Genomic DNA, 26,401 nt, shown 5'->3' with positions numbered 1-26,401 from the left:
GGTAGTCGATTGGTGTATTCGGAGGGAGGGAAAGAGAATGTCAAAAACGGTCGTTAGAAAAAACGAATCGCTTGAAGATGCTCTTCGTCGCTTCAAACGCAGTGTATCAAAGACAGGTACTTTGCAAGAAGCAAGAAAGCGTGAATTTTATGAAAAACCTAGCGTAAAGCGCAAGAAAAAGTCTGAAGCTGCTAGAAAACGCAAATTCTAAAAGAGGGTGGATTTATGAGTCTTCTTGAGCGTCTCAACCAGGATATGAAGCTGTATATGAAAAACCGTGAGAAAGACAAACTGACTGTCGTTCGAATGGTTAAGGCTTCACTTCAAAATGAAGCAATTAAGCTTAAGAAAGACAGTTTGACCGAGGATGAGGAACTCACTGTCCTTTCTCGTGAACTTAAGCAACGTAAAGACTCCCTCCAGGAATTTTCAAACGCTAATCGTTTAGATTTAGTAGATAAAGTTCAAAAAGAGCTGGACATTTTAGAAGTTTATTTACCTGAGCAGCTGTCAGAAGAAGAGCTGCGTACAATCGTAAATGAAACCATCGCGGAGGTCGGTGCGAGCTCAAAAGCGGACATGGGCAAAGTGATGGGGGCAATTATGCCTAAAGTAAAAGGTAAAGCTGACGGAAGTTTAATTAATAAGCTTGTGAGCAGTCAACTGTCTTAAATGGCAAAGAAAAGGACATCTTTCTAAGAGAGATGTCTTTTTTTATACATAAAAAAATGAAACCTTTGATACATTTGTTACGTATGAAGAGAAGGCACTTATTATAAAAGGAAGGAGGGATACACCGCCCTTGCTTCAAATCAAAGGATTCCGTGCTGCTCTTTTGAGTATATTTTTACTTTCTTTATTAGGCGTACAACTGAACGCAAAAGCAGAAAAACAAACTGTTTATGTGATTCCGGTTGAAAAAAATGTCGAACAGGGTCTCGCCTCGTTTTTGTCCCGTTCGTTACAAGACGCAAAGGATGCACATGCAGACCATATTATTCTTGATATCAATACCCCGGGGGGATTTGTCAAATCTGCTATTGATATGGCCGATTTGATAACCGAAAGCGAGATCCCCGTAACTGCATATGTCAACAAACGCGCGTTGTCTGCTGGTGCATATATTGCACTGCAAGCAGATCACATTTATATGGCGCCTGGCGGAAAAATGGGAGCCGCCGCGATTGTTGATGGCCAAGGCAATGCCGCTGACCAAAAAGCTCAATCACTTTGGCTGGCAGAGATGGAAGATGCCGCAGTGAAAAATAACCGCGATCCAAAATATGCGCTCGCAATGGCTGACCCGGATATAGATGCTAAGGAAGTCGGCGCGCCTAAAGGAGATCTGCTGACACTTAACGCAGACAAGGCAATTGAGATAGGCTATTCAGAAGGCACTGCTGACAATTTATCCACGCTCGTAAAGAAGCTTGGGTTCGAAAAAGCGCAGATCAGCTACGCAAAGGAGAGCTTTGCGGAAAAGACGGCAAGATGGCTGACGAATCCGGTCATTGTCCCTATTCTGCTGACAATCGCATTTTTAGGTCTGACGGTGGAGCTTTTTTCCCCGGGTGTCGGCCTCCCTGGAACGGCTGGACTCATTGCGTTATTGCTGTTCTTTTACGGGCATCTTGCAGCCGGCCTTGCCGGGTATGAGACGGTTCTCCTCTTTATAGCAGGGGTGATCCTCATCCTGCTTGAGATTTTTCTTCCCGGAGGAATCATTGGATTACTGGGCTTGGGAGCGATTATTGCGAGCCTGTTTTTAGCCGCGGGGAGCTTCACTGTCATGGCGGTTTCTCTCTTGATCGCCTCAGCTGTTTCGATTACAGCTTTTATTTTACTGACAAGGGTGTTGGGAAAGCGTATGAAATTCTTTAAGAAATTGATATTAAATGATTCTACAAACACGGAGAGCGGCTACGTTTCAAATCAAACGCGCACGGACTTAATGGGAAAAGTGGGTATAACCTTTACACCGCTGCGTCCTTCCGGTACCGTGATTATTGATGATGAACGCCTTGACGTTGTTTCGGAGGGATCGTTTACAGAAAAAGATAAAAAAGTAAAAGTGATTAAAGTAGAAGGCTCACGCATTGTCGTGAGAGAAATTTAAATAGAAACGAGGAGAAGTTATATGGATCCGTCAACACTTATGATTCTGGCAATTGTCGCAGTAGCGATCATTGTTTTGGCAGTATTTTTTACATTTGTGCCTGTAATGCTTTGGATTTCAGCTTTGGCAGCCGGAGTGAAAATCAGCATTTTCACTCTAGTTGGGATGAGGCTTCGCCGCGTCATTCCGAATCGGGTTGTTAACCCGCTGATTAAAGCGCATAAAGCGGGACTTAATGTTGGAACAAACCAGCTTGAAAGCCACTATCTGGCTGGAGGTAATGTTGACAGAGTCGTCAACGCGCTTATCGCCGCTCAGCGAGCTAACATTGAACTCACATTCGAGCGCTGTGCTGCCATTGATCTTGCAGGCCGGGACGTGTTGGAAGCTGTTCAAATGAGCGTTAATCCTAAGGTGATTGAAACACCGTTCATAGCCGGTGTCGCAATGGACGGGATTGAAGTCAAAGCGAAAGCGAGAATCACAGTAAGAGCGAATATAGAGCGCCTCGTCGGGGGAGCAGGAGAAGAAACCATTGTAGCTCGTGTAGGTGAGGGGATCGTTTCTACAATCGGTTCATCTGATAATCATAAAAAAGTGCTTGAAAACCCTGACATGATTTCTCAGACAGTCCTTGGAAAAGGATTGGACTCAGGAACTGCGTTTGAAATTCTCTCAATTGATATTGCAGATGTAGATATCGGCAAAAACATCGGTGCAATTTTACAAACCGATCAGGCTGAGGCTGATAAAAACATCGCGCAGGCAAAAGCGGAAGAACGACGTGCGATGGCTGTCGCTCAAGAACAGGAAATGCGTGCCCGCGTAGAAGAAATGCGCGCGAAAGTGGTAGAAGCCGAGGCGGAAGTGCCGCTTGCGATGGCAGAAGCTTTGCGTGAAGGGAATATTGGCGTCATGGATTACATGAATATCAAGAACATCGATGCTGACACAGAAATGCGTGATTCATTCGGCAAGCTGACGAAAGACCCTTCGGATGAAGACCGCAAATCATAATCTCTCTAAGAAGGGAGAACGCTGATGGAAGATTTACTGACCAATCCGCTTATTATTGCAGCGATCATCGGAATCATTTCTGCGATTTTCGGCAAAAAGAGCAAAGAAGAAAAGCAAAACAGCCAAAAAAGTAAAAAACCTCAACACATGCAATCTGCTTCTCCTCAAAAAAAGCAGTCAAAAGAAGATGCCCCTGCACCTATCCCTAACCGTATGGAACAGGCAAGACGGGAAGCGGAAGAAAGACGCAGGGAAACAGCAAGAAACCTGAAAGGGCTGGAACGAGATCTTGCTGCTGCCAAACAAAAAACAGTATACACAAAACAAAAAATGCTTCAGGTGAATAAAGACACCGTCGTACAGGGGATCGTTCTAGGAGAGGTGTTCGGACCTCCACGGGCGAAAAAACCTCACCGTACGATGCGCCCGGCCCGTAAAAATTAAAGTGTTAGAACCTCCTTTCAAATCATACATATGAGATGAAAGGGGGTTCTTTTTGTATGGGGCAAAGAAAGAATCGTATGAAAGCTTGGCTGACAAGAGCATTGGAAATTCCCCCGGACGTTATGATGGATCTGCCGAGGATTACAATGGTTGGCAGACTTCATATCTACATAGAAAACCACAGAGGCCTTTTGCTTTTCAGTGAGAATGAAGTGCGGCTGATGCTGAAGCAGGGCCAGTGCATCATATCTGGTAAAAATTTTGTCATCAAGGCGATTCTTCCGGAAGAGATACTTTTGGAGGGTACGATTGATGTCGTTCGATATGTTGAGTCATAAAGCCGAGGGGGAAATGTTGTGAAAAATAAATGGCTGTCTTTTTTTTCGGGTAAGGTCCAGCTTGAATTGACGGGAAGAGGGATTGAGCGGCTCCTTAATGAATGCACAAGACAGGGGATTCCGGTCTTTCATGTCAAAAAAAAGAAAGAAGCCGTATCGTTATATATACAGCTTCAGGATGTACATGCCTTTCGGCGGGTAAGAAGTAAATTTAAATGTAAAGCCCGATTTATCAATCGGAAGGGATTTCCCTTCCTGTTGCTGAAATCAAAGCTGAATATAGGGTTTACGATCGGTTTTGCGATTTTTTTCATTCTTTTGTTTTTGCTGTCCAATATGGTGTGGAAAATTGATGTGACAGGCGCTAAGCCTGAAACAGAACATCAAATGAGGCAGCATCTTAATGAAATCGGCGTCAAAAAGGGCCGTCTGCAGTTTTTAATGATGTCGCCCGAAAAAATACAGAAATCATTAACCAATGGAATAGACAATATCACTTGGGTCGGAGTTGATCTGAAGGGGACGACCATTCATATGAAAGTTGTGGAGAAAAATGAGCCCGAAAAAGAAAAATATGTTAGCCCGCGCAACATTGTCGCCAAAAAGAAAGCAACCATTACGAGAATGTTTGTGCAAAAAGGACAGCCCATGGCCGCCATACACGATCATGTTGAAAAGGGACAGCTGCTTGTTTCGGGACTGATCGGCAGCGAAGACCATCAGCAGGAAGTCGCCTCAAAAGCAGAAATTTACGGAGAAACCTGGTATAGATCAGAAGTGACAGTCCCGCTTGAAACATTATTTAACGTCTATACGGGCAAAGTAAGGACAAAGCACAAGCTTTCTTTTGGTTCTTTGGCAATCCCGATCTGGGGGATGACGTTTAAAAAAGAGGAATTGAAGCATCCAAAAACAGAACAAGAAAAGCATTCGCTTCATTTTCTCGGATTTAAGCTCCCTGTATCCTATGTCAAAGAGCAAACGAGAGAAAGTGAAGAGGCTTTGCGAAAATATACGAAAGAAGAAGCAGTTCAAGAAGGCATTAAATTGGGTAAACAGGATGTAGAGGATAAAATAGGCGAAAACGGCGAGGTGAAAAGTGAAAAAGTTTTGCACCAGACTGTTGAGAATGGTAAAGTAAAGTTGATTATTCTCTACCAAGTTATAGAAGATATCGTTCAAACCACACCTATTGTCAGGGAGACTGAAGAATGACAGAACATTTACTTGCGATGAATCAAAAACTGAAAAACCCGGACGAGGCGCTTTCACTCTTCGGGAACCAAGATTCTTTTTTGAAATTGATGGAGAAAGATCTGAATGTAAATATCATTACGCGCGGCGAGACGATTTATGTTTCAGGCGATGATGAATCGTTTCAGATTGCAGACAGGCTGCTGGGATCGCTCCTCGCTTTAATTCGCAAGGGGATAGAGATCTCTGAACGTGATGTGATTTACGCCATCAAAATGGCAAAGAAGAATGAACTTGAATACTTTGAAAGCATGTATGAAGAAGAAATTACAAAAAACGCAAAAGGCAAATCAATCCGTGTAAAAACAATGGGACAGCGGGAATACGTGGCCGCTATGAAGCGGAATGACCTTGTATTCGGCATTGGTCCGGCGGGAACCGGGAAAACGTACCTGGCTGTCGTAAAAGCAGTCCATGCTTTAAAAAACGGACATATCAAAAAAATCATTTTAACAAGACCTGCCGTGGAAGCTGGTGAAAGCCTTGGTTTTCTCCCAGGTGACCTAAAAGAAAAAGTAGATCCTTATTTGCGCCCGCTGTATGACGCTCTCCATGATGTGCTTGGGGCAGATCATACAGAACGTCTGATGGAAAGAGGCATCATTGAAATTGCTCCGCTCGCATATATGAGGGGACGGACGCTCGATGATGCTTATGTTATACTTGATGAAGCACAGAATACCACGCCTGCTCAAATGAAAATGTTTTTGACGAGACTGGGTTTTGGCTCTAAAATGATCATTACAGGTGACGTTAGCCAAATTGATCTGCCGAAAGGCGTCAAATCGGGACTTGCAGTAGCGAAGGAGATGCTGAAAGGAATAGACGGCATTTCTATGATTGAGCTAGACCAGACAGACGTGGTCAGACATCCGCTTGTTGCGAAAATTATTGAAGCATACGATAAGCAAAATTAATGCTGAATGACCCGATCGCGCGTTATCGGGTCATTTTTATGATTGCTTATGGGCTTGATGTTTCAAGAGGAGGTTCTTGTGTTGAAAAAGAAGGCTAAGACCAAAAGCAGCTCAAAAAAATGGAGCAGTTTTAAAAATGCCCGCTCCATGCATGTACTGCTGTATCTTCTGCTGGCTGCCATTATGTTTGCTTTGCTCTTTGTACATGTTAAGCCGGAAACACTTGATTTAGACCTGTTTTCAGTCAGCGACAAGACCATTTACGCTCCGGCAACCGTAGAAGATCAAAAAGCCACAGAGGAAAAAAAGCAAGCCGCTGAGGACGCGGTTGAAGATCAATATACATTAAAAAAAGAATATACAGACAATCGGATTGACCTTGTGTCATCAATATTCGACAGTATTAGTGAAGTGAAAAAATCATCGGAAGAAGGCAGTAAATCACCATCGGAAAAATCAATGGTCAAATCTGTAAAGGACAAATTGACATCAGATGTGAATGATTCTATATCGGAGGATTCCATCAAGACATTGCTGAAAGCAGACAGTGAAGACTTTTCTTTTGTCAGAGATACGGTCATTACCGCGGTAAATACGGTCATGAGCAGTGAAATCCCTTCGGATAAACTATCTGATGCAAAGGATAAGGTAGAAAAAGAGCTAAAGAGCAATTCTATTCCGTCTAAATACTTGGGAGCCGCGACAGAAATCGGGCGTTTTGCTATTATTCCGAATTACGTCTTCGATCCGAAAGCAACAGAGGCAAAACGGCAGGAAGCCTCAGATAATGTCCAGCAGGTTCAAATCAAACAGGGGCAAGTGCTCGTGGAAGAAAATGACCTCATTGATCGGGAAGTGTACAGGAAACTTGAGCTGACCGGGTTATTAAATAACTCAAATCTCTTTAAACCGATCAGCGGGCTATTGATTATGATCGGACTTTTCATTGCAACACTTGTATATTATTTTGAAAAACAGAAACAAAATCTGAAGTTTAAAAACCAATCCATTCTGTTATTCTCCATAATCACAACACTTTTGCTTGTGATCATGGAGGTTGTCAGTTTGTTTCAGAAGATGGAGTATAATAATATCGGCTATCTGGTCCCCATTGCGGCCGGCGCCATCTTAATCAAACTGCTGATGAATGAACGCATTGCCATTTTGGGAAGTATCATTCTTGCGATTTGCGGAAGTATGATGTTTAATCAGGGTGTGACAGGAACATTCAATTATGTCATAGGGATTTATTATTTGATCAGCGGCATTTCAGGTGTATTATTTTTAGGAAAGCACAATGCCAGATCAAAGATTTTGCAGACCGGGCTTTTCGTAGCGTTTATCAATATGGTTGTCGTTCTTTCTTTATTATTGATCCAAAACACTGCACTGTCGGGTCTTGAAATCGGAACATTAATGCTGATGGGGGTTGTGTCAGGATTTGCTTCGTCTGTACTGATCATCGGCTTGATGCCGTTTTTTGAGACAGGCTTCGGCATTTTATCCACAATGAGGCTGCTTGAGCTGTCTAATCCTAACCATCCGCTTTTGCGCAAAATACTGACAGAAACACCAGGTACATATCATCACAGTGTAATGGTTGCCAATTTATCAGAGGCAGCCTGTGAAGCGGTTGGGGCTAATGGTTTGCTTGCAAGAGTCGGCGCATATTATCACGATCTCGGAAAAACAAAGCGCCCGCAATATTTTATTGAAAACCAAATGAATATTGACAATCCGCATGACAAGCTGTCACCTCAGTTGAGTAAAAATATTATTATCTCGCATACGACAGACGGTGCGAATATGCTGAGAAGCTATAAATTTCCGAAAGAGCTTGTCGATATTGCTGAGCAGCATCATGGAACCTCGCTTTTAAAGTTTTTTTACTATAAAGCGAAGGAAAAAGGCGACCAGATTACAGAGGAAGAGTTCCGTTATCCGGGGCCGAAGCCGCAGTCAAAGGAAGCCGCAATTATATCAGTGGCCGACAGTGTTGAAGCGGCCGTCAGATCCATGCACAATCCAAATCCTGAACGAATTGAAAAGCTTGTCCGGGGTATTATATCCGATAAGCTTCAGGACGGACAGTTTAGTGAATGCGATTTGACATTTAAAGAGTTGGATACAATCGCAAAAACGCTCTGTGCAACATTAAAAGGAATTTTCCACTCCCGGATTGAATATCCGGAGGCTACTAAGAAGGTGAAATAGATGAGTTTACTGATTGATATCGTTGATGAAACGGGAAGCGTCTCTGAAGAGATGCTCGAAGAAGTAGAAAATCTGCTTCAATTTGCTGCTGAGCGTGAAGGCGTTCAAGACCAGGCTGAAGTTTCTGTCACGATTGTTTCCAATGATGACATACATCAGATTAACAAAGAATACCGGGGAAAGGATGCTCCGACAGATGTCATCTCATTTGCTCTTGAAGAAGAGGGGGAAGGCGAGATCGAAATCGTGGGCGCCGAAATGCCTCCGGTTTTAGGTGATATTATCATCAGTGCCGATCGCACAAGAGAGCAGGCAGAGGAGTATAATCATTCTTTTAAAAGAGAGCTCGGATTTCTAGCTGTACACGGATTTCTGCACCTTTTAGGATATGACCATATGACGAAAGAGGAAGAAGAGGAGATGTTTACTAAGCAAAAGGAATTGCTGGACGCTTATGGACTCAAAAGATCATAGAAACGAGCTGAAGCGATTCTTCAAAAGCTTCGTGCATGCAGGCCGGGGCATCTGGGAAACAGCGCGGACGGAGCGGAATTTCCAATTTCATGCCGCAGCCGCCTGCGCTGTTCTCATTTGCGGCTTCCTTGTAGAGCTCAGCATGATTGAGTGGATGATTATATTCCTTTTGATAGGCGGTATGTTTTCGCTTGAGCTTTTAAATACAGCCATTGAACATACGGTTGATTTAATAACTGACAAACATCACCCTCTTGCTAAAGCGGCCAAGGACGCTGCCGCCGGGGCTGTTTGCGTTTTTGCCGTGATTTCGTGTATCATTGGTTTACTTATTTTTTTGCCAAAGCTGTAATGGCTGAAAATTCTTACATTTATTTTACATTTTTAGAAATGGGCGTGAAAAAAAGCGCGCGATTATGTAAAATATAAAGTGATAGCGGTACCATTATAGGTAAGAGAGGAATGTACACATGAACAGACAAGAATTAATAACAGAAGCTTTAAAAGCGCGTGATATGGCATATGCGCCGTATTCCAAATTCCAAGTAGGAGCCGCTCTTCTTACCAAGGATGGAAAAGTGTACAGAGGCTGCAACATTGAGAACGCGGCATACAGCATGTGCAATTGCGCCGAGCGTACCGCTTTATTTAAAGCTGTTTCTGAAGGGGAAACAGAGTTTCAGATGCTGGCCGTTGCGGCTGACACCCCTGGACCGGTATCTCCGTGCGGAGCCTGCCGCCAGGTGATTTCTGAGCTTTGCACAAAAGACGTTATTGTCGTACTGACTAATTTACAAGGACAAATAAAAGAAATGACTGTGGAAGAATTATTGCCAGGCGCATTTTCATCGGAGGATTTACATGACGAACGAAAGCTTTAAATCAGGATTTGTATCCATTATTGGAAGACCAAACGTAGGAAAATCTACATTTTTGAACAGAGTCATTGGACAAAAAATCGCGATCATGAGCGATAAGCCCCAAACGACGAGAAACAAGGTGCAAGGAGTACTGACGACAGGCACATCACAAACCATTTTTATTGACACACCAGGGATTCATAAACCTAAGCATAAGCTTGGGGACTTTATGATGAAAGTGGCGCAAAATACATTAAAAGAAGTCGATTTGATCTTGTTTATGATCAATGCTGAGGAAGGCTACGGGAAGGGCGACGAATTCATCATTGAGAAATTGCAGACGATGTCTACGCCTGTATTCTTAATCGTAAACAAAATCGATAAAATTCATCCCGACCAATTGCTTCTGCTAATTGACGAATACCGCAAACGTTATCCTTTTAAGGAAATTGTTCCGATTTCTGCTTTAGAAGGAAATAACATCGAAACCTTGCTCGCTCAGATTGAAGCGTATTTGCCGGAAGGGCCGCAATTCTATCCGAGTGACCAGGTAACTGACCACCCTGAGCGATTTATCATTTCTGAATTAATCAGGGAAAAGGTGCTGCATTTGACGAGAGAAGAAATCCCGCACAGCATTGCGGTGGCCATCGAATCCATCAAAGGGCAGGACAACGGTTCTGTGCACGTAGCGGCAACGATTGTGGTCGAGCGGGATTCCCAGAAAGGCATCGTGATCGGTAAAAAAGGAAGCCTTCTAAAAGAGGTTGGAAAAAGAGCGAGAGCGGATATTGAAGCACTGTTGGGCTCCCGTGTCTACCTTGAATTGTGGGTGAAAGTGCAGAAAGACTGGCGTAATAAAATGTCCCAGCTTCGCGATTTTGGCTTTAAAGAGGACGAATATTAATCTCTAGCTGTGTGTGTCATTATCTCACAGGAACAGGGATACATTAGCAAATTTTGTTTAACATGAAATGGAGGACATCTGGTCAAGATAAAGGTAAGAATTTGGAGTTTAGGTAAGCTAGTTTAACTACAGAAAGGTGGGTTTCTTGTGTTGAATTTTACCTGGAACGTATTTTCTCAAACAGGAAATGTTGATACGTATCTTCTTTTTAAAGAACTGGAAAAAGAGAACATGGAAAGACCCGAAGAACTAGAAGATGAGCTAGCCCGATTTGATTATCCAATTTTATAAACCTCTTGGCCGCTCCTGCTTGAGGAAGGTGCGGAAATGCTGACAAAATGTGAAGGAATCGTTCTTCGCACAAATGATTACGGAGAGACGAATAAAATCGTAACTTTACTGACAAGAGAACACGGAAAAATAGGTGTTATGGCACGAGGCGCCAAAAAACCGAACAGCCGTTTATCAGCAGTCAGCCAGCCCTTTTTGTATGGTTCTTTCTTAATGCAAAAAACATCGGGCCTCGGAACGCTTCAGCAGGGGGAAATGATCCTCAGCATGAGAGGCATCAGGGAAGACTTGTTTTTAACAGCATATGCTGCCTATATTGCTGAGTTAGTCGACAGAGGCACAGAAGAAAAAAAGCCAAATCCTTATTTATTTGAATTCATATTAGAGTCATTAAAACAGCTGAATGAAGGAACAGATCCGGATGTTATCACCTTCATTGTTCAAATGAAGATGCTCGGTGTCATGGGCCTGTATCCTGAGCTAAATCATTGTGTACATTGTAAAAGCCAAGACGGAACCTTTCATTTCTCTGTTCGTGATAATGGTTTTATATGCCACCGCTGTTTTGAAAAAGATCCTTACAGGATACCGATCAAACCGCAAACGGCAAGGCTGTTAAGACTCTTTTACTATTTTGATCTGTCGAGGCTCGGCAATGTGTCCTTAAAAGAGGAAACAAAAGCTGAATTAAAGCAAGTGATTGATTTATATTACGAAGAATATTCGGGATTGTATTTAAAATCAAAGCGCTTTTTAGATCAAATGGAAAGCATGAAACATCTTATGGGTGAAAACAAAAGTTGACTTTTGGTCCATCTTTTTATATGATCATTTATTATAAAATATGTTGCAGTGAGAGAAAGAAGTACTTGCGTTTACCTCATGAAAGCGACCTTAGGGCGGTGTAAGCTAAGGATGAGCACGCAACGAAAGGCATTCTTGAGCAATTTTAAAAAAGAGGCTGGGATTTTGTTCTCAGCAACTAGGGTGGAACCGCGGGAGAACTCTCGTCCCTATGTTTGCGGCTGGCAAGCATAGAGACGGGAGTTTTTTGGTTGCTGCCGCAGTCAACTTATGAAAGAAAAGTGGAGGTGCTTGAAATGAATATTCAAGACATGATTCTAACCTTGCAAAAGCATTGGTCCAGTCAGGGCTGTGTGCTTATGCAGGCTTACGATGTAGAAAAAGGAGCCGGCACGATGAGCCCGTATACATTTTTGCGCAGTATCGGTCCTGAGCCGTGGAAAGTGGCTTATGTAGAGCCTTCCAGACGTCCGGCAGACGGCCGCTACGGGGAGAACCCGAACAGACTGTATCAGCATCATCAGTTCCAGGTCATTATTAAACCGTCACCTGATAACATTCAAGAGCTGTATTTGGATTCCTTGCGTGCTCTTGGAATTGATCCGCTTGAGCACGATATTCGCTTTGTTGAAGACAACTGGGAGAATCCGTCTTTAGGCTGCGCGGGTCTAGGCTGGGAAGTTTGGCTTGACGGAATGGAAATAACACAATTTACGTATTTCCAGCAGGTCGGGGGATTAGAGTGTAAACCCGTTTCTGTAGAGATTACGTATGGAATTGAGCGTCTCGCGTCTTATATCCAGGATAAAGAAAACGTGTTTGACTTGGAATGGACGTCAGGGTTTACAGTAAAAGATTTATTCATGATGGCTGAATATGAGCATTCTGTTTATACGTTTGAAACATCAGACGTCGATATGCTGTTCCAATTGTTCAGCACATATGAAAAAGAAGCGATCAAGCAAATGGACAACGGACTTGTTCATCCAGCATATGACTATGTGCTGAAATGCTCGCACACTTTCAACCTGCTTGATGCCAAAGGTGCGATCTCTGTTACCGAGCGGACGGGCTATATCGCAAGAGTGCGGAATTTAGCTAGAAAAGTAGCAAAAACCTACTATGAGGAACGAGAAAAACTAGGGTTCCCAATGCTTAAAGGGGAGGGTTCTTCTCATGAGTAAACAGGATTTACTTTTAGAGATCGGATTAGAGGAAATGCCGGCGCGCTTTTTGAATGAAAGCATGGTTCAGCTTGGCGACAAGCTGACAGGCTGGCTTAAAGAAAAAAATATTACTCACGGTGAAGTGAAACTCTTCAATACACCGAGACGTCTTGCTGTGTTCGTTAAGGATGTCGCAGAAAAGCAGGATGATATAAAAGAAGAAGCAAAAGGGCCTGCGAAAAAAATTGCCCTTGATGCGGACGGGAACTGGACAAAAGCGGCAATCGGCTTTTCAAAAGGCCAAGGCGCAAATGTGGAAGACCTGTACATCAAAGAAGTAAAAGGCATAGAGTATGTATTCGTGCAAAAATTCCAAGCCGGCCAAGAAACGAAGTCGCTTCTGCCAGAATTGAGCGGTTTAATTACAAGCTTGCATTTCCCGAAAAACATGCGCTGGGGAAATGAAGATTTGCGTTATATCCGACCGATCAAATGGATTGTCGCATTATTTGGACAGGATGTCATTCCATTTTCGATCACAAACGTTGAGTCTGGACGGACAACACAGGGACACCGTTTCCTCGGACATGAAGTGTCAATTGAATCACCTTCAGCTTATGAAGAGCAGCTGAAAGAACAGCATGTTATTGCTGATCCTAGCGTCCGAAAGCAAATGATTCAATCTCAGCTGGAAACAATGGCTGCTGAAAACAATTGGAGCATTCCAGTTGACGAAGACCTTCTTGATGAAGTGAATCATTTAGTAGAATACCCGACAGCTCTTTACGGTTCATTTGAATCCGAGTTTCTGTCAATTCCTGAAGAAGTGCTTGTCACAACAATGAAAGAGCATCAGCGCTACTTCCCTGTCAAAGACAAAAACGGTGACCTGCTGCCTCACTTTATCACAGTCCGAAACGGCAACAGCCACGCGATTGAAAATGTGGCCCGAGGCAATGAAAAAGTGCTGCGCGCACGTTTATCTGATGCTTCATTCTTCTACAAGGAAGATCAGAAACTAAACATTGATGCAAATGTGAAGAAACTTGAAAATATCGTTTTCCATGAAGAGCTTGGTTCTCTTGCTGATAAGGTTAGGAGAGTCACATCAATCGCAGAGAAACTTGCCGTTCGTCTTCAGGCTGATGAAGATACATTAAAACATGTGAAGCGGGCTGCTGAAATTTCTAAATTCGACCTTGTGACGCATATGATATATGAATTCCCTGAACTTCAAGGAATTATGGGCGAAAAGTATGCGAGAATGCTTGGCGAAGATGAAGCTGTGGCTGCGGCAGTTAATGAACATTATATGCCTAGATCAGCGGGCGGAGAAACGCCTTCTACTTTCACCGGAGCTGTTGTAGCAATGGCGGATAAGCTTGACACAATCGCTTCATTCTTCTCTATCGGCGTAATTCCGACCGGTTCCCAGGACCCTTACGGACTGCGCCGCCAAGCAAGCGGTATTGTTGCGATTCTTCTTGACCGCAACTGGGGAATTTCATTTGAAGAGCTGCTTACTTTCGTTCAAACCGATAAAGAAAATGAACTGCTGGATTTCTTCACTCAGCGCTTGAAATATGTCTTGAATGCTGAACAAATCAGACATGATGTCATTGACGCCGTGCTGGAAAGCTCTGAGCTTGAGCCGTACTCTGCGCTGCATAAAGCACAAGTACTGGAGCAAAAGCTTGGTGCACCTGGCTTTAAGGAAACAGCCGAAGCGTTAGGCCGAGTGATCTCTATCAGCAAAAAAGGAGTCCGCGGAGACATTCAGCCTGATCTGTTTGAAAATGAATACGAAGCAAAACTGTTTGATGCCTACCAAACAGCGAAGCAAAATCTGCAGGAAAACTTCAGCAAAAAAGATTATGAGGCGGCGCTTGCTTCACTTGCAGCCTTAAAAGAACCGATCGATGCTTACTTCGATCATACAATGGTTATAGCGGATAATGAGTCATTAAAGGCAAATCGTTTAGCGCAAATGGTAAGCTTGGCGGATGAGATCAAGTCCTTTGCGAATATGAATGCCCTTATTGTAAAATAAAGAGAGAAAAGGCGGTTGCTGTGTGATCGGTAATCGTCTTTTCCCCATATATAAGTTTTTTGTTTGATTACAAGATATTTACGTTATAATATGGATTATTATTTCTTTACATAGCTATGAAGTGAAAAGGTGGTGAGTACGATCGAACTAAATAAACGGCAAGAACATATTTTGCAGATTGTAAAAGAAAACGGGCCGATTACAGGGGAGCATATTGCAGAAAAGCTGAACCTAACCAGGGCGACATTGCGCCCGGATTTAGCCATACTCACCATGTCAGGATTCCTCGAGGCGCGCCCGAGAGTCGGTTATTTCTATACGGGAAAAACCGGCACACAGCTTTTGGCGGATAAACTCAAAAAGCTTCAGGTGAAAGACTTTCAATCTATCCCCGTAGTGATTCACGAAAACGTTTCTGTGTACGATGCGATTTGCACCATGTTTTTAGAAGATGTAGGTACTCTGTTTGTGGTGGACCGCGATGCTGTTTTAGTCGGGGTGCTTTCACGAAAAGACTTGCTCAGAGCGAGCATTGGCCAGCAGGAGCTTACATCGGTCCCTGTTCACATCATCATGACAAGGATGCCGAACATTACGGTGTGCAGACGCGAGGATTATGTGATGGACATTGCAAAGCACTTAATAGAAAAACAAATTGATGCACTGCCTGTCATCAAAGACACCGATAAAGGCTTTGAAGTGATCGGCAGAGTGACAAAAACAAATATGACCAAAATACTTGTCAGTTTATCTGAAAATGAAATCCTATAAGATTGCAAACTAACGGGGGGATAATATGAATAACCGCATCATCTATGTTGTATCGGATTCCGTCGGTGAAACGGCTGAATTGGTAGTAAAAGCAGCACTCAGCCAATTTAACGGATCGGCGGATGATACTCATGTAAGAAGAATTCCTTATGTTGAAGATATAGGCACTATCAATGAAGTGATTTCACTTGCAAAGGCAGACTGCGGCATTATCTGTTTTACACTCGTGGTGCCGGAAATCAGAGAATATTTGATAGCCGAAGCGGAAAAAGCAAATGTTTTATATTATGATATTATCGGCCCGTTGATTGATAAAATGGAAACAGCCTACGGTTTAACAGCGAAATACGAACCGGGGCGGGTGCGCCAGCTTGATGAAGATTATTTCAAAAAAGTGGAGGCCATCGAGTTTGCAGTTAAATACGATGATGGACGTGATCCAAGAGGGATTTTAAAAGCTGATATCGTTTTGATCGGCGTGTCAAGAACGTCTAAAACACCGCTGTCTCAATATCTCGCACACAAACGCCTGAAGGTTGCCAATGTTCCGATTGTACCGGAGGTTGATCCGCCGGAAGAACTCTTTAACGTTGATCCGAAAAAATGCATCGGTTTAAAGATTAGCCCTGATAAACTGAATCATATCAGAAAAGAACGTTTAAAATCACTCGGGCTTAATGATAAAGCGATTTATGCAAATATCAACAGAATCAAAGAGGAACTCGAGTATTTCGAAAAGATTGTGGATCGGATCGGCTGCCAGGTTGTTGATGTTTCAAATAAAGCGGTTGAGGAAACAGCAAATATTATCCATCATCTCAAAACAAAAAACATATAACTCAGGACGCTCTATCCTGGGTTTTTGGCTGTGCCAAAAGGGAATAATGAAAAACAATAGCATCTTTGTGAAGTTTGTATTATAATAAAAAATTGTGATAAAATGATTAATTTTAGGTTTAAGGATCGTGTGATACGAATAAACTATTATGGGTAAGATGTCAAGAATTTCTCCCGGAAATTTTTCGACAAATTCATATACATCCACAATAATAAAGGATGTGCGATTTTGCTTGCTTTTATGCAGGAGTTTAATGGAGGGATGGAGAATTACTCTTCTTAATGAACAAGAAAAGACGATTTTTGTCGATGCTGATGCTTGTCCGGTAAAAGATGAAATTTTACAAACAGCATCCGAGTATGAAGTTCAAGTTCTTTTTGTCGCTTCATTTGAACATTATCAGCTTTCCAGAAGCAATGAAGAAAAATGGAAGTATGTTGATCCTCATAAAGAAGCTGCTGATTTATATATCGCAAATCACGTGAAACCGGGAGATATTGTTGTGACGCAGGACATCGGATTAGCATCTCTGCTGTTGAACAGAAATGTCTCTGTTATGTCGGAAAGAGGTCGTCTTTACAAGGAAGACACGATTGATTTTGCCCTAGAGGGCCGTCATTTTTCCGGCAAACAAAGAAGAAAAGGCGTATATGCCAAAGGGCCTAAAAAATTGAATAAAGAAGATCGAGAACGATTTATTACACTGCTGCAAAAAATCCTGTCGAACGATGAAGGGATTTTGCACTAAAGCATCGAATAATGTACGACGGAGTGTTATAAGATGGGAAATCGGATACCAGATGAAATTGTGGATCAGGTGCAAAAGTCGGCAGATATCGTTGAAGTCATAGGTGATTATGTTCAATTAAAGAAGCAAGGCCGAAACTACTTTGGACTCTGTCCTTTTCATGGAGAAAGCACACCTTCGTTTTCCGTATCGCCCGACAAACAGATTTTTCATTGCTTTGGCTGCGGAGCGGGCGGCAATGTTTTCTCTTTTTTAAGGCAGATGGAAGGCTATTCTTTTGCCGAGTCGGTTTCTCACCTTGCTGACAAATACCAAATTGATTTTCCAGATGATATAACAGTCCATTCCGGAGCCCGGCCAGAGTCTTCTGGAGAACAAAAAATGGCTGAGGCACATGAGCTCCTGAAGAAATTTTACCATCATTTGTTAATAAATACAAAAGAAGGTCAAGAGGCACTGGATTATCTGCTTTCTAGGGGCTTTACGAAAGAGCTGATTGATGAATTTCAGATTGGCTATGCTCTTGATTCTTGGGACTTTATCACGAAATTCCTTGTAAAGAGGGGATTTAGTGAGGCGCAAATGGAAAAAGCGGGTCTCCTGATCAGACGCGAAGACGGAAGCGGATATTTCGACCGCTTCAGAAACCGTGTCATGTTTCCGATCCATGATCATCACGGGGCTGTTGTTGCTTTCTCAGGCAGGGCTCTTGGCAGCCAGCAGCCTAAGTATATGAACAGTCCTGAAACCCCGCTCTTTCATAAAAGCAAACTGCTTTACAATTTTTATAAGGCCCGCCTTCATATCAGAAAGCAGGAAAGAGCAGTCTTATTTGAAGGGTTTGCTGATGTCATATCGGCCGTAAGCTCGGGTGTAAAAGAAAGCATAGCCACGATGGGAACGTCTCTTACAGATGATCATGTCAAGATCCTGAGAAGAAACGTCGAAGAAATCATTCTTTGCTATGACTCTGATAAAGCCGGTTATGAAGCCACCTTAAAAGCTTCGGAGCTTCTGCAAAAAAAAGGCTGCAAAGTCAGAGTTGCAATGATTCCTGACGGATTGGACCCTGATGATTACATCAAAAAATTCGGCGGGGAAAAATTTAAAAATGACATTATTGACGCCAGTGTCACCGTAATGGCGTTCAAAATGCAATATTTCCGAAAAGGAAAGAACCTGTCCGATGAAGGCGACCGACTAGCTTACATTAAAGACGTACTGAAAGAAATCAGCACGCTTTCAGGGTCTCTAGAGCAGGAAGTCTATGTAAAGCAGCTTGCTTCAGAGTTTTCGCTTTCACAGGAGTCTTTAACTGAGCAGCTGTCTGTTTTCAGCAAGCAAAACAAACCTGCTGACAATAGCGGTGAAACAAAAACGCGGCGAGCGCATCTGACGACAAAAGCAAGGCAAAAACGTTTGCGTCCGGCGTATGAAAATGCAGAAAGGCTGTTACTCGCTCACATGCTTCGAGATCGGAGCGTCATCAAAAAAGTGATTGACCGGGTAGGGTTTCAATTTAATATTGATGAGCACCGGGCATTAGCCGCCTATCTTTATGCTTTTTATGAAGAGGGAGCCGAGCTGACGCCTCAGCATCTGATGGCCAGGGTGACGGATGATCATATAAGCCAGCTCTTGTCTGATATATTAATGCTTCAGGTTAATCAAGAGCTTAGCGAAGCCGAGTTATCAGATTATGTAAAAAAAGTGTTGAATCAAAGAAATTGGTCAATGATAAAAGAAAAAGAGGCGGAAAGAGCCGAAGCCGAAAGGCAAAAAGATTTTTTAAGAGCTGCTTCTCTGGCTCAAGAAATCGTTACATTGAACCGATCTTTAAAATAACTGGAGAACTGATGAGGAGCATGTATTGGCAATGATTCCTTGCGGAGGAGCAAATAGATCGCTTAACCTCATCATGAATTGTCATTTCATTATTCGCACATTGTTAAAGGCAGTTCACATAGAAAACGCCTGAATGGACCGAATAAGAATCATACCGCTTATAGAATTCGTTGCAAGCTTTGGAAGGAGGGATCCATAATGGCTGATAAACAAACCCACGAGACAGAATTAACATTCGACCAAGTAAAAGAGCAATTAACAGAGTCTGGTAAAAAACGTGGCGTTTTGACATATGAAGAAATTGCTGAGCGTATGTCCAGCTTTGAAATTGAATCAGACCAAATGGATGAGTATTATGAATTTTTAGGTGAACAAGGTGTTGAATTAATTAGTGAGAATGAAGAAACAGAAGATCCTAATATTCAGCAGCTTGCCAAAGCCGAAGAAGAATTTGACCTTAATGACCTAAGTGTACCGCCTGGCGTTAAAATCAATGACCCAGTTCGTATGTATTTAAAGGAAATCGGTCGGGTTAACCTTCTTTCTGCAAAAGAAGAAATCGCCTACGCTCAAAAGATTGAAGAAGGTGACGAAGAATCTAAACGCAGATTGGCTGAAGCGAACCTGCGGCTTGTTGTCAGTATCGCAAAACGGTATGTCGGACGCGGTATGCTGTTCCTTGATCTGATCCAGGAAGGAAACATGGGCCTGATGAAAGCCGTTGAAAAATTTGATTATCGCAAAGGTTATAAATTCAGTACGTATGCTACGTGGTGGATCAGACAGGCGATTACACGCGCCATTGCCGATCAGGCGAGAACGATCCGGATTCCCGTTCATATGGTTGAAACCATTAATAAATTAATCCGTGTGCAGCGTCAATTACTGCAAGACTTAGGCAGAGAACCAACACCTGAAGAAATTGCGGAAGATATGGATTTAACGCCTGAAAAAGTACGCGAAATCTTAAAGATTGCTCAAGAGCCGGTATCTCTGGAAACACCGATCGGTGAAGAGGATGACTCGCACCTTGGTGATTTCATTGAAGACCAAGAAGCAACTTCACCTTCTGACCACGCCGCATACGAGCTATTGAAAGAGCAGCTGGAAGATGTGCTTGATACGTTAACTGATCGTGAAGAAAATGTATTGCGTCTTCGATTCGGTCTTGATGACGGCCGTACAAGAACATTAGAAGAGGTCGGCAAAGTATTTGGAGTAACGAGAGAGCGTATTCGACAAATCGAAGCCAAAGCGTTGCGGAAACTAAGACATCCTAGCAGAAGTAAACGTTTGAAAGATTTCCTTGAATAAGATGGAACGGGTCTTGAAGATCCGTTCTTCTTTTTTAAAAAAGATATATGGATAATATGCCTTTATTTTACTGAAAAATGATGTCATTTGCAAATGAACATTGTGGTGAAAAATTTCAAAATCTAATTCCATATTTTCTATTGTAAGCGTATACAATACATTATACAATAGAATAAAAAGGATATTAGAGATTTAGGCATGTTTCAATTCAATTTTGTATAAAGTGTGAATAAAAAACTTTTGTATAGCAATCCATTTACTTTTTGTAAAAATAAGTTAGAATTAGAAGTGTTTACATAGGGGGAAGGATCAAAAAGGGGGAAGGGAAATGAAATGGAACCCGCTTATTCCATTTTTGCTGATCGCTGTTTTAGGAATTGGTCTAACTTTCTTTTTATCAGTAAAAGGACTTGATGACTCTCGGGAGATTGCAAGCGGAGGAGAAAGCAAATCTGCTGAAAAGAAAGATGCAAACGCTTCACCAGAAGAAATTTACAAGGCAAACTGCATCGCATGCCACGGTGAAAATTATGAAGGTGTTTCGGGTCCGAGCTTAAAAGGTGTAGGGGATAAGAAAGATGTCGCTGAAATTAAAACAAAGATCGAAAAAGGCGGTAATGGAATGCCTTCCGGTCTTGTTCCTGCCGATAAGCTGGATGATATGGCAGAGTGGGTGTCAAAAATTAAATAAAAGAACTATTTTTCTCTTTATACATTCACAGGCCGCCGAGATGTTTTCGACAGCCTTTTATTTTTGACTGCCGCGTGCAGACCCGCATCAAAAGAAATAATTTCAAAATCATTTGCTTCAGCTTGGATTCCGGGCTGATTTTTTATATGATAGTAAAGGAAAAAATGATTGAGAAAAGTTGTGATGACAAGTGAACGAATTAAAATTATCTAAACGATTGCAAACAGTAGCGGAGTACATACCGAATGGAGCGGTGATGGCCGATATCGGCTCTGACCACGCCTACCTTCCTTGTTATGCGGTGCTGAATCATAAAGCCAGCGGGGCGATTGCCGGAGAAATAACAGACGGCCCATTTTTGTCTGCAAAGCGGCAGGTTGAAAAATCAGGCTTAAACTCGCACATTTCTGTAAGGCAGGGAGACGGACTGGAAGTGATTAAAAAAGGTGAAGCTGATGCCATTACGATTGCCGGAATGGGCGGATCTTTGATCGCTCACATTTTAGAAGCGGGCAAAGACAAATTAACGGGGAAGGAACGGCTCATTTTACAGCCGAATATTCATGCTGTTCATATCAGGGAGTGGCTTTATAAAGAAAGATATGCGCTGATAGATGAGGTAATCCTTGAAGAGGACGGAAAGTGCTATGAGGTGCTGGTGGCAGAAGCGGGAGACAGGGATGCGGCTTATGACGGTATTTCTTTATCAGCCGGGATGCTCGTCGGCCCTTTCTTGGCAAAAGAAAAAAATGCTGTCTTTTTGAAAAAGTGGACACAAGAGCTTCAGCACACTCAAAGCATTTATGAACAGATCAGCCAAGCGGCGGATACAGAGCAAAACAAACAAAAATTAAAGGAGCTCGCTGATCGAATGGAGCTGTTAAAGGAGGTAATCGATCATGGCTAAAAGTGTAAATGGGCAGCAGATCATCCAGCTGTTTGAACAATTTTCCCCGAAAGCCTATGCGGTTGAAGGAGATAAAATCGGCCTGCAAATCGGCACCTTAAACAAACCAATTAAAAATGTGATGGTTACACTTGATGTGTTAGAGAGCGTTATCGATGAAGCGATTGAAAAAGAGGTTGACTTGATTATTGCACACCATCCTCCTATTTTCCGGCCGCTAAAGCATATTTCAACAGATCAGCCTGCCGGAAGGTTAATTGAAAAGTGTTTGAAGCATGATATTGCTGTTTATGCAGCTCATACAAATTTAGACGTTGCGGACGGCGGCGTGAATGATTTGCTTGCTGAAGCATTAGAGCTGAGTGAGACGGAAGTGCTGGCACCTACTTATACGGATCCTCTGAAAAAGCTGGCAGTTTACGTGCCGAAGGAATATGAAGAGCAGGTCAGAGCCGCGCTCGGAAATGCGGGGGCCGGCCATATCGGTGAATACAGCCATTGCGCGTTTTCATCTGAAGGAATCGGCAGCTTTAAGCCATTAGAGGGAGCTAAGCCTTTTATCGGTGAAGTGGGAGAGCTTGAGCTTGTTCATGAAGTAAGGCTTGAGACTGTATTTCCTAAAAGCGTCGAAAAGGCTGTTATCAATGCAATGATAAAAAGCCATCCATATGAAGAAGTCGCTTACGATATCTATCCTGTCGAACAGACTCCCGCCGAAAAAGGGCTCGGCCGTGTCGGAACCCTTAAAAATGAGATGACGCTCAAGGAATTCGCTTTATTTGTGAAAGACAAGCTTGACGTCAATGGTGTCAGAATGGTTGGGGATGCTGACAGCATGGTGAAAAAAGTAGCTGTTCTTGGTGGAGATGGAAACAAGTATATTCATCATGCAAAACGAAAGGGAGCCGATGTTTACGTCACAGGAGATTTATACTTCCATGTGGCCCATGATGCGATGATGCTTGGCCTAAATGTGGTTGATCCGGGCCATTACGCGGAAAAAATCATGAAAGAAGGCGTCACGAGAAAACTGACATCAATGTGTAATGATAAAAAGTTTGACGTGAATATCATTGTTTCTGAAACAGATACAAATCCATTTATATTTCTATAAAAAAACTGAGGCTTTTACAGCCTCAGTTTTTTGCTTTTACTTTTGGAAGTATTTTTTTGAGCGGTATATTATGTTCAGTTGTCCAAGTTGATGGATCTTCGTGATCAAACTGCTCTAAAAAGCGAATGACTTCTTTTGTGATCGGCGTCGGTGTTGAAGCTCCCGCTGTAACTGCAACGGTATTAACGCCTTTCAGCCATTCGAGCTTCAATTCGCTTAAGTCGCCGATCCGGTATGCTTTTGTCCCGGCTATTTCCTCTGACACTTGAGCAAGCCTATTTGAATTGTTGCTTTTCGGGTCTCCGACAACGATTGTTAAGTCCGCTTTTTTTGCCTGCTCTGATACAGCTTCCTGCCGCACTTGAGTAGCGAGGCAAATCTCTTGGTGATATTCGACATGAGGATATTTTTCTTTGACAAGCTCCATAATGTCGTGAACATCCCATTGAGACATTGTTGTTTGATTCGTCACGATTAACTTCTCAGATTGGATATCAAGGTTCTTTACATCTTCTTCTGTTTCAACTAAGTGAACGATCTCCGGCGCTACGCCAACGGCTCCCTCAGGCTCTGGATGCCCTTTTTTGCCGATATAGATCACGTGATATCCTTTTTCTTTCATCTCTAAGATTAGATTATGAGTTTTTGTCACATCCGGACATGTAGCATCAATTGCGACTAACCCTTTTTCTTCTGCGATTCTTCTGACTTCGGGAGAAACACCGTGCGCAGTGAAAATGACAGTTCCTTTGTCAACCTGCTTTAAGATGTCCAGACGGTTAGAGCCGTCCAATGTAAAAATCCCTTCCTCTTCAAACGCATCAGTGACGTGTTTATTATGAACAATCATCCCGAGTATATAGATGGGTCTTGGCAAGCTTTTATCTAGTGACGCATTTTTGGCAATGACCATAGCATCAACAACACCATAGCAATAGCCACGCGGTGAAATTTTAATTACGTCCATTTTCGGTTGTCCTCCAATACTGAAGTGAGTAAAGGCAATATAAAAAGCCGTAATCAAACGGCTCTATTCTTGCATTCTTCTGATCTCATTATAGCCAATCTCACTTCAGATATCAAAGAATGTTAAATATATAATCTCGGTTTTGAACTGCCTGATGTTCTTTTCGGAGCAGGAGAGGCAGCTTCCTTTTTCTTCGGGGCAGATGTTTTTGATTCTTGTTCTTTATTGTCAGTTGTTTTAGATTTTTTTGGGAGAGAAGAACTTTTTGGTTTTGATTTTTTGTTCCCATCTGAGGTTTTTGTTTCAGTCTCTTTTTCTTTTTCTGATGATTCTTCTGAAACGGATTGTTTTTCACTTTCCTCATTGGTCTCTGTCTCAGTATCATCACTTTTACTTAATTGGCTGTACAGCTTCATCATTGCTGGCAGATTGCGGACTAATGGGCCGTACTGCTGGATCATAGGGGTGACTTGCTGCGCCATGCCGAGTACTTTTTGCACATTTCCAAGCATACTGGATAATGATGCAGGATTGGCGATATTTTGAATGCCTTGCAGGCCAGCACCTCCGCTCGCTGCGGCACCTGCTCCTGGAACTCCGGGAACTCCGGCGCTGCCAGCGCCTCCTCCGCCGGGTAGGAACCTTGACAGCATTCCTTTTAAGCCTCCGCCTGAACCTGCACTATTTCTCGCTCCGGCATTTGCCTGAGGAAGAAATTGTCCGGCTTGCTGAAAACCTTGCTGCTGTGCTCCAAATGAAGGTCCTCGCATATTAGGCGGTCTTCTGCCCATCATTCGCTGATTTGGCATGGGGCGGGGCGGTCCGGGCTGTGGGTAATTTCTCATTGGCTGCTGCGGTGAAAACATACTTGTACCTCCTTTCAGCTCTCTCTGCTATTAGAATATGCATGGGCTGCGGTATTTGCTTTACATAACTGAATAAAACAAACGCCTTGCAAACGTGGTGTTTTTAAGCAAAATCGGGTATAATGTGATGATGGACACATAATGTGCCGCTTTAAGGAGCTGGGAAAAATGAAAGAAACGAAATTTGAACTTTATGAATTGAAACCATTTATTATAGATGCAGTACACCGCCTTGGTTTTTACGAACCGACTGATATCCAGAAAAGGCTGATCCCTGCAGTGCTAAAAAAAGAAAGCGTCATCGGCCAGTCTCAGACGGGTACTGGAAAGACTCACGCTTATTTACTGCCTTTATTAAACAAAATCGATCCTGCTAAGGATGTCGTTCAGGTAGTCATTACGGCTCCGACAAGAGAGCTAGCCAACCAGATTTATCAGGAAGCGCTTAAAATCACGCAGGGTGAGGAAGGAAGTCAGATTCGCTCGAAATGTTTTATCGGAGGCACTGATAAACAAAAATCAATTGATAAATTGAAAATACAGCCGCATCTTGTTGTCGGTACACCCGGACGGATTGCTGACTTAATCAAAGAACAGGCGTTAAGTGTTCATAAAGCTGAATCTCTTGTTATTGATGAAGCGGATTTAATGCTGGACATGGGATTCCTTGCAGATGTAGATTACATCGGTTCCCGCATGCCTGAGGATCTGCAAATGCTTGTGTTCTCAGCGACCATACCGGAAAAGCTGAAACCATTCTTGAAGAAATACATGGAAAATCCGAAATACGCCCATGTGGAGCCAAAACAGGTGACTGCTGCGAAAATCGAGCATATCCTCATTCCTTCGAAACATCGTGACAAGGACAAGCTCCTTTTTGACATCATGTCGCATCTGAATCCATACCTGGGGATTGTGTTTGCCAACACGAAAAATACGGCTGACCATATTGCCCAGTATCTGACTGGCAAAGGCATGAAAATCGGCTTGCTGCACGGCGGATTAACACCACGTGAGCGGAAAAAAGTCATGAAGCAGATCAATGATTTGGAATTCACATATATCATTGCAACTGACCTTGCCGCAAGAGGTATTGATATTAAAGGTGTCAGCCATGTTATCAACTATGAGCTGCCGGATGATCTCGATTTCTATGTTCACCGTGTGGGCAGAACGGCTCGTGCCGGCTCATCAGGACAAGCGATGACCATTTATGAGCTTACTGATGAGGATGCATTAGTAAGACTTGAAAAAATGGGCATCGAATTTGAGTACTTAGAGCTTGAAAAGGGCGAATGGAAAAAAGGCGATGACCGTCAGCGCCGCAAAAAACGTAAAAAAACGCCGAATGAAGCGGATGAAATTGCTCATCGTCTCGTGAAAAAGCCGAAGAAGGTTAAGCCTGGGTATAAAAAGAAAATGAGCTATGAGATGGAGAAAATCAAGAAAAAACAGAGAAGAAACCAATCTAACAAAAGAAAGTAGGGG

General features: G+C 42.8%; 28 protein-coding genes. 26 read left to right on the top strand and 2 right to left on the bottom strand.

The window, feature by feature from the left end:
• Window positions 1–37: 37 nt before the first annotated feature.
• The 25 genes from rpsU (at window position 38) to MHB62_RS12435 (ending at window position 23,080) form a co-directional block, all read left to right on the top strand.
• Window positions 38–211, top strand: a complete 174-nt coding sequence (rpsU, locus tag MHB62_RS12555) for a 30S ribosomal protein S21 (RefSeq protein WP_003152957.1) — start codon at window positions 38–40, stop codon at window positions 209–211.
• Between the two features lie 14 nt (window positions 212–225).
• A complete protein-coding gene (locus MHB62_RS12550; RefSeq protein ID WP_003230022.1) occupies window positions 226–672 on the top strand; it encodes a GatB/YqeY domain-containing protein in 447 nt (148 codons plus the stop codon).
• A gap of 130 nt (window positions 673–802) precedes the next feature.
• Entirely contained in the window at window positions 803–2,116 is a 1,314-nt protein-coding gene (locus MHB62_RS12545; RefSeq protein WP_032722133.1) for a nodulation protein NfeD, read from the top strand.
• A gap of 21 nt (window positions 2,117–2,137) precedes the next feature.
• Window positions 2,138–3,133 carry a flotillin-like protein FloA gene (gene floA / locus MHB62_RS12540; protein ID WP_003230026.1) on the top strand — a complete coding sequence of 332 codons (996 nt, stop codon included), beginning with the start codon at window positions 2,138–2,140 and terminating at the stop codon, window positions 3,131–3,133.
• 24 nt (window positions 3,134–3,157) lie between these two features.
• Window positions 3,158–3,577, top strand: a complete 420-nt coding sequence (locus MHB62_RS12535; RefSeq protein ID WP_032722132.1) for a hypothetical protein — start codon at window positions 3,158–3,160, stop codon at window positions 3,575–3,577.
• Between the two features lie 56 nt (window positions 3,578–3,633).
• Window positions 3,634–3,915 (top strand): sporulation protein YqfC, encoded by a 282-nt coding sequence (yqfC, locus tag MHB62_RS12530; RefSeq protein WP_003226191.1) that lies wholly within the window; start codon window positions 3,634–3,636, stop codon window positions 3,913–3,915.
• An 18-nt stretch (window positions 3,916–3,933) separates the two neighbouring features.
• On the top strand, window positions 3,934–5,130 hold the full coding sequence (gene yqfD / locus MHB62_RS12525; protein ID WP_003230033.1) for a sporulation protein YqfD: 1,197 nt from the start codon (window positions 3,934–3,936) through the stop codon (window positions 5,128–5,130).
• Window positions 5,127–6,086, top strand: a complete 960-nt coding sequence (locus tag MHB62_RS12520; protein ID WP_014477373.1) for a PhoH family protein — start codon at window positions 5,127–5,129, stop codon at window positions 6,084–6,086. Before yqfD ends, MHB62_RS12520 begins: the two co-directional genes overlap by 4 nt.
• 78 nt (window positions 6,087–6,164) lie before the next feature.
• A complete protein-coding gene (gene pgpH / locus MHB62_RS12515) occupies window positions 6,165–8,300 on the top strand; it encodes a cyclic-di-AMP phosphodiesterase PgpH (RefSeq protein ID WP_010886570.1) in 2,136 nt (711 codons plus the stop codon).
• Window positions 8,301–8,774, top strand: coding sequence for an rRNA maturation RNase YbeY (ybeY, locus tag MHB62_RS12510; protein ID WP_032722131.1), 474 nt, complete (start codon window positions 8,301–8,303; stop codon window positions 8,772–8,774).
• Window positions 8,755–9,126 (top strand): diacylglycerol kinase family protein, encoded by a 372-nt coding sequence (locus tag MHB62_RS12505; protein WP_015384119.1) that lies wholly within the window; start codon window positions 8,755–8,757, stop codon window positions 9,124–9,126. Before ybeY ends, MHB62_RS12505 begins: the two co-directional genes overlap by 20 nt.
• A 118-nt stretch (window positions 9,127–9,244) precedes the next feature.
• The gene (locus MHB62_RS12500) at window positions 9,245–9,655 is read left to right on the top strand and encodes a cytidine deaminase (protein WP_032722130.1); all 411 of its coding nucleotides are present in this window, start codon (window positions 9,245–9,247) and stop codon (window positions 9,653–9,655) included.
• Window positions 9,636–10,541, top strand: a complete 906-nt coding sequence (era, locus tag MHB62_RS12495; RefSeq protein WP_003230051.1) for a GTPase Era — start codon at window positions 9,636–9,638, stop codon at window positions 10,539–10,541. The genes MHB62_RS12500 and era overlap by 20 nt, the downstream gene beginning before the upstream one ends.
• A gap of 147 nt (window positions 10,542–10,688) precedes the next feature.
• The gene (locus tag MHB62_RS12490; protein ID WP_003230053.1) at window positions 10,689–10,832 is read left to right on the top strand and encodes a YqzL family protein; all 144 of its coding nucleotides are present in this window, start codon (window positions 10,689–10,691) and stop codon (window positions 10,830–10,832) included.
• Between the two features lie 36 nt (window positions 10,833–10,868).
• On the top strand, window positions 10,869–11,636 hold the full coding sequence (recO, locus tag MHB62_RS12485; protein WP_014477369.1) for a DNA repair protein RecO: 768 nt from the start codon (window positions 10,869–10,871) through the stop codon (window positions 11,634–11,636).
• A gap of 296 nt (window positions 11,637–11,932) precedes the next feature.
• The gene (gene glyQ, locus MHB62_RS12480; RefSeq protein WP_003226213.1) at window positions 11,933–12,820 is read left to right on the top strand and encodes a glycine--tRNA ligase subunit alpha; all 888 of its coding nucleotides are present in this window, start codon (window positions 11,933–11,935) and stop codon (window positions 12,818–12,820) included.
• Window positions 12,813–14,852: a glycine--tRNA ligase subunit beta gene (gene glyS / locus MHB62_RS12475; RefSeq protein WP_032722129.1), complete on the top strand. Its 2,040-nt coding sequence runs from the start codon at window positions 12,813–12,815 to the stop codon at window positions 14,850–14,852. The genes glyQ and glyS overlap by 8 nt, the downstream gene beginning before the upstream one ends.
• A gap of 132 nt (window positions 14,853–14,984) precedes the next feature.
• On the top strand, window positions 14,985–15,623 hold the full coding sequence (ccpN, locus tag MHB62_RS12470) for a transcriptional regulator CcpN (RefSeq protein WP_003237058.1): 639 nt from the start codon (window positions 14,985–14,987) through the stop codon (window positions 15,621–15,623).
• A gap of 25 nt (window positions 15,624–15,648) precedes the next feature.
• Window positions 15,649–16,461: a pyruvate, water dikinase regulatory protein gene (locus MHB62_RS12465; protein ID WP_032722128.1), complete on the top strand. Its 813-nt coding sequence runs from the start codon at window positions 15,649–15,651 to the stop codon at window positions 16,459–16,461.
• Window positions 16,462–16,714: 253 nt separating this feature from the next.
• Window positions 16,715–17,209, top strand: coding sequence for a YaiI/YqxD family protein (locus MHB62_RS12460; protein WP_003230065.1), 495 nt, complete (start codon window positions 16,715–16,717; stop codon window positions 17,207–17,209).
• 33 nt (window positions 17,210–17,242) lie between these two features.
• Window positions 17,243–19,054 (top strand): DNA primase, encoded by a 1,812-nt coding sequence (gene dnaG, locus MHB62_RS12455; RefSeq protein ID WP_014480290.1) that lies wholly within the window; start codon window positions 17,243–17,245, stop codon window positions 19,052–19,054.
• A gap of 198 nt (window positions 19,055–19,252) precedes the next feature.
• Window positions 19,253–20,368 carry an RNA polymerase sigma factor RpoD gene (rpoD, locus tag MHB62_RS12450; protein WP_003226225.1) on the top strand — a complete coding sequence of 372 codons (1,116 nt, stop codon included), beginning with the start codon at window positions 19,253–19,255 and terminating at the stop codon, window positions 20,366–20,368.
• 328 nt (window positions 20,369–20,696) lie between these two features.
• Window positions 20,697–21,059, top strand: a complete 363-nt coding sequence (gene cccA / locus MHB62_RS12445; RefSeq protein WP_003230068.1) for a cytochrome c550 — start codon at window positions 20,697–20,699, stop codon at window positions 21,057–21,059.
• A 256-nt stretch (window positions 21,060–21,315) separates the two neighbouring features.
• Window positions 21,316–21,966, top strand: coding sequence for a tRNA (adenine(22)-N(1))-methyltransferase TrmK (gene trmK, locus MHB62_RS12440; protein WP_032722127.1), 651 nt, complete (start codon window positions 21,316–21,318; stop codon window positions 21,964–21,966).
• Complete coding sequence (locus MHB62_RS12435) at window positions 21,959–23,080, top strand: Nif3-like dinuclear metal center hexameric protein (RefSeq protein WP_032722126.1); 1,122 nt, start codon at window positions 21,959–21,961, stop codon at window positions 23,078–23,080. Before trmK ends, MHB62_RS12435 begins: the two co-directional genes overlap by 8 nt.
• A gap of 22 nt (window positions 23,081–23,102) precedes the next feature.
• Here the strand turns inward: MHB62_RS12435 and MHB62_RS12430 are convergent, their stop codons facing one another.
• Window positions 23,103–24,047, bottom strand: coding sequence for a 4-hydroxy-3-methylbut-2-enyl diphosphate reductase (locus tag MHB62_RS12430; protein WP_003246170.1), 945 nt, complete (start codon window positions 24,045–24,047; stop codon window positions 23,103–23,105).
• A 122-nt stretch (window positions 24,048–24,169) separates the two neighbouring features.
• On the bottom strand, window positions 24,170–24,913 hold the full coding sequence (vrrA, locus tag MHB62_RS12425; protein ID WP_032677119.1) for a VrrA/YqfQ family protein: 744 nt from the start codon (window positions 24,911–24,913) through the stop codon (window positions 24,170–24,172).
• A gap of 168 nt (window positions 24,914–25,081) precedes the next feature.
• On the opposite strand from vrrA, the gene cshB reads away from it, so the two are divergent.
• On the top strand, window positions 25,082–26,398 hold the full coding sequence (gene cshB / locus MHB62_RS12420) for a DEAD-box ATP-dependent RNA helicase CshB (protein WP_032677120.1): 1,317 nt from the start codon (window positions 25,082–25,084) through the stop codon (window positions 26,396–26,398).
• Window positions 26,399–26,401 lie beyond the last annotated feature (3 nt).

It is taken from the genome of Bacillus sp. FSL K6-0255 (assembly GCF_045040725.1).
Taxonomy (GTDB): Bacteria; Bacillota; Bacilli; order Bacillales; family Bacillaceae; genus Bacillus; species Bacillus subtilis.
This window is presented reverse-complemented; position numbering and strand designations above follow the sequence as displayed.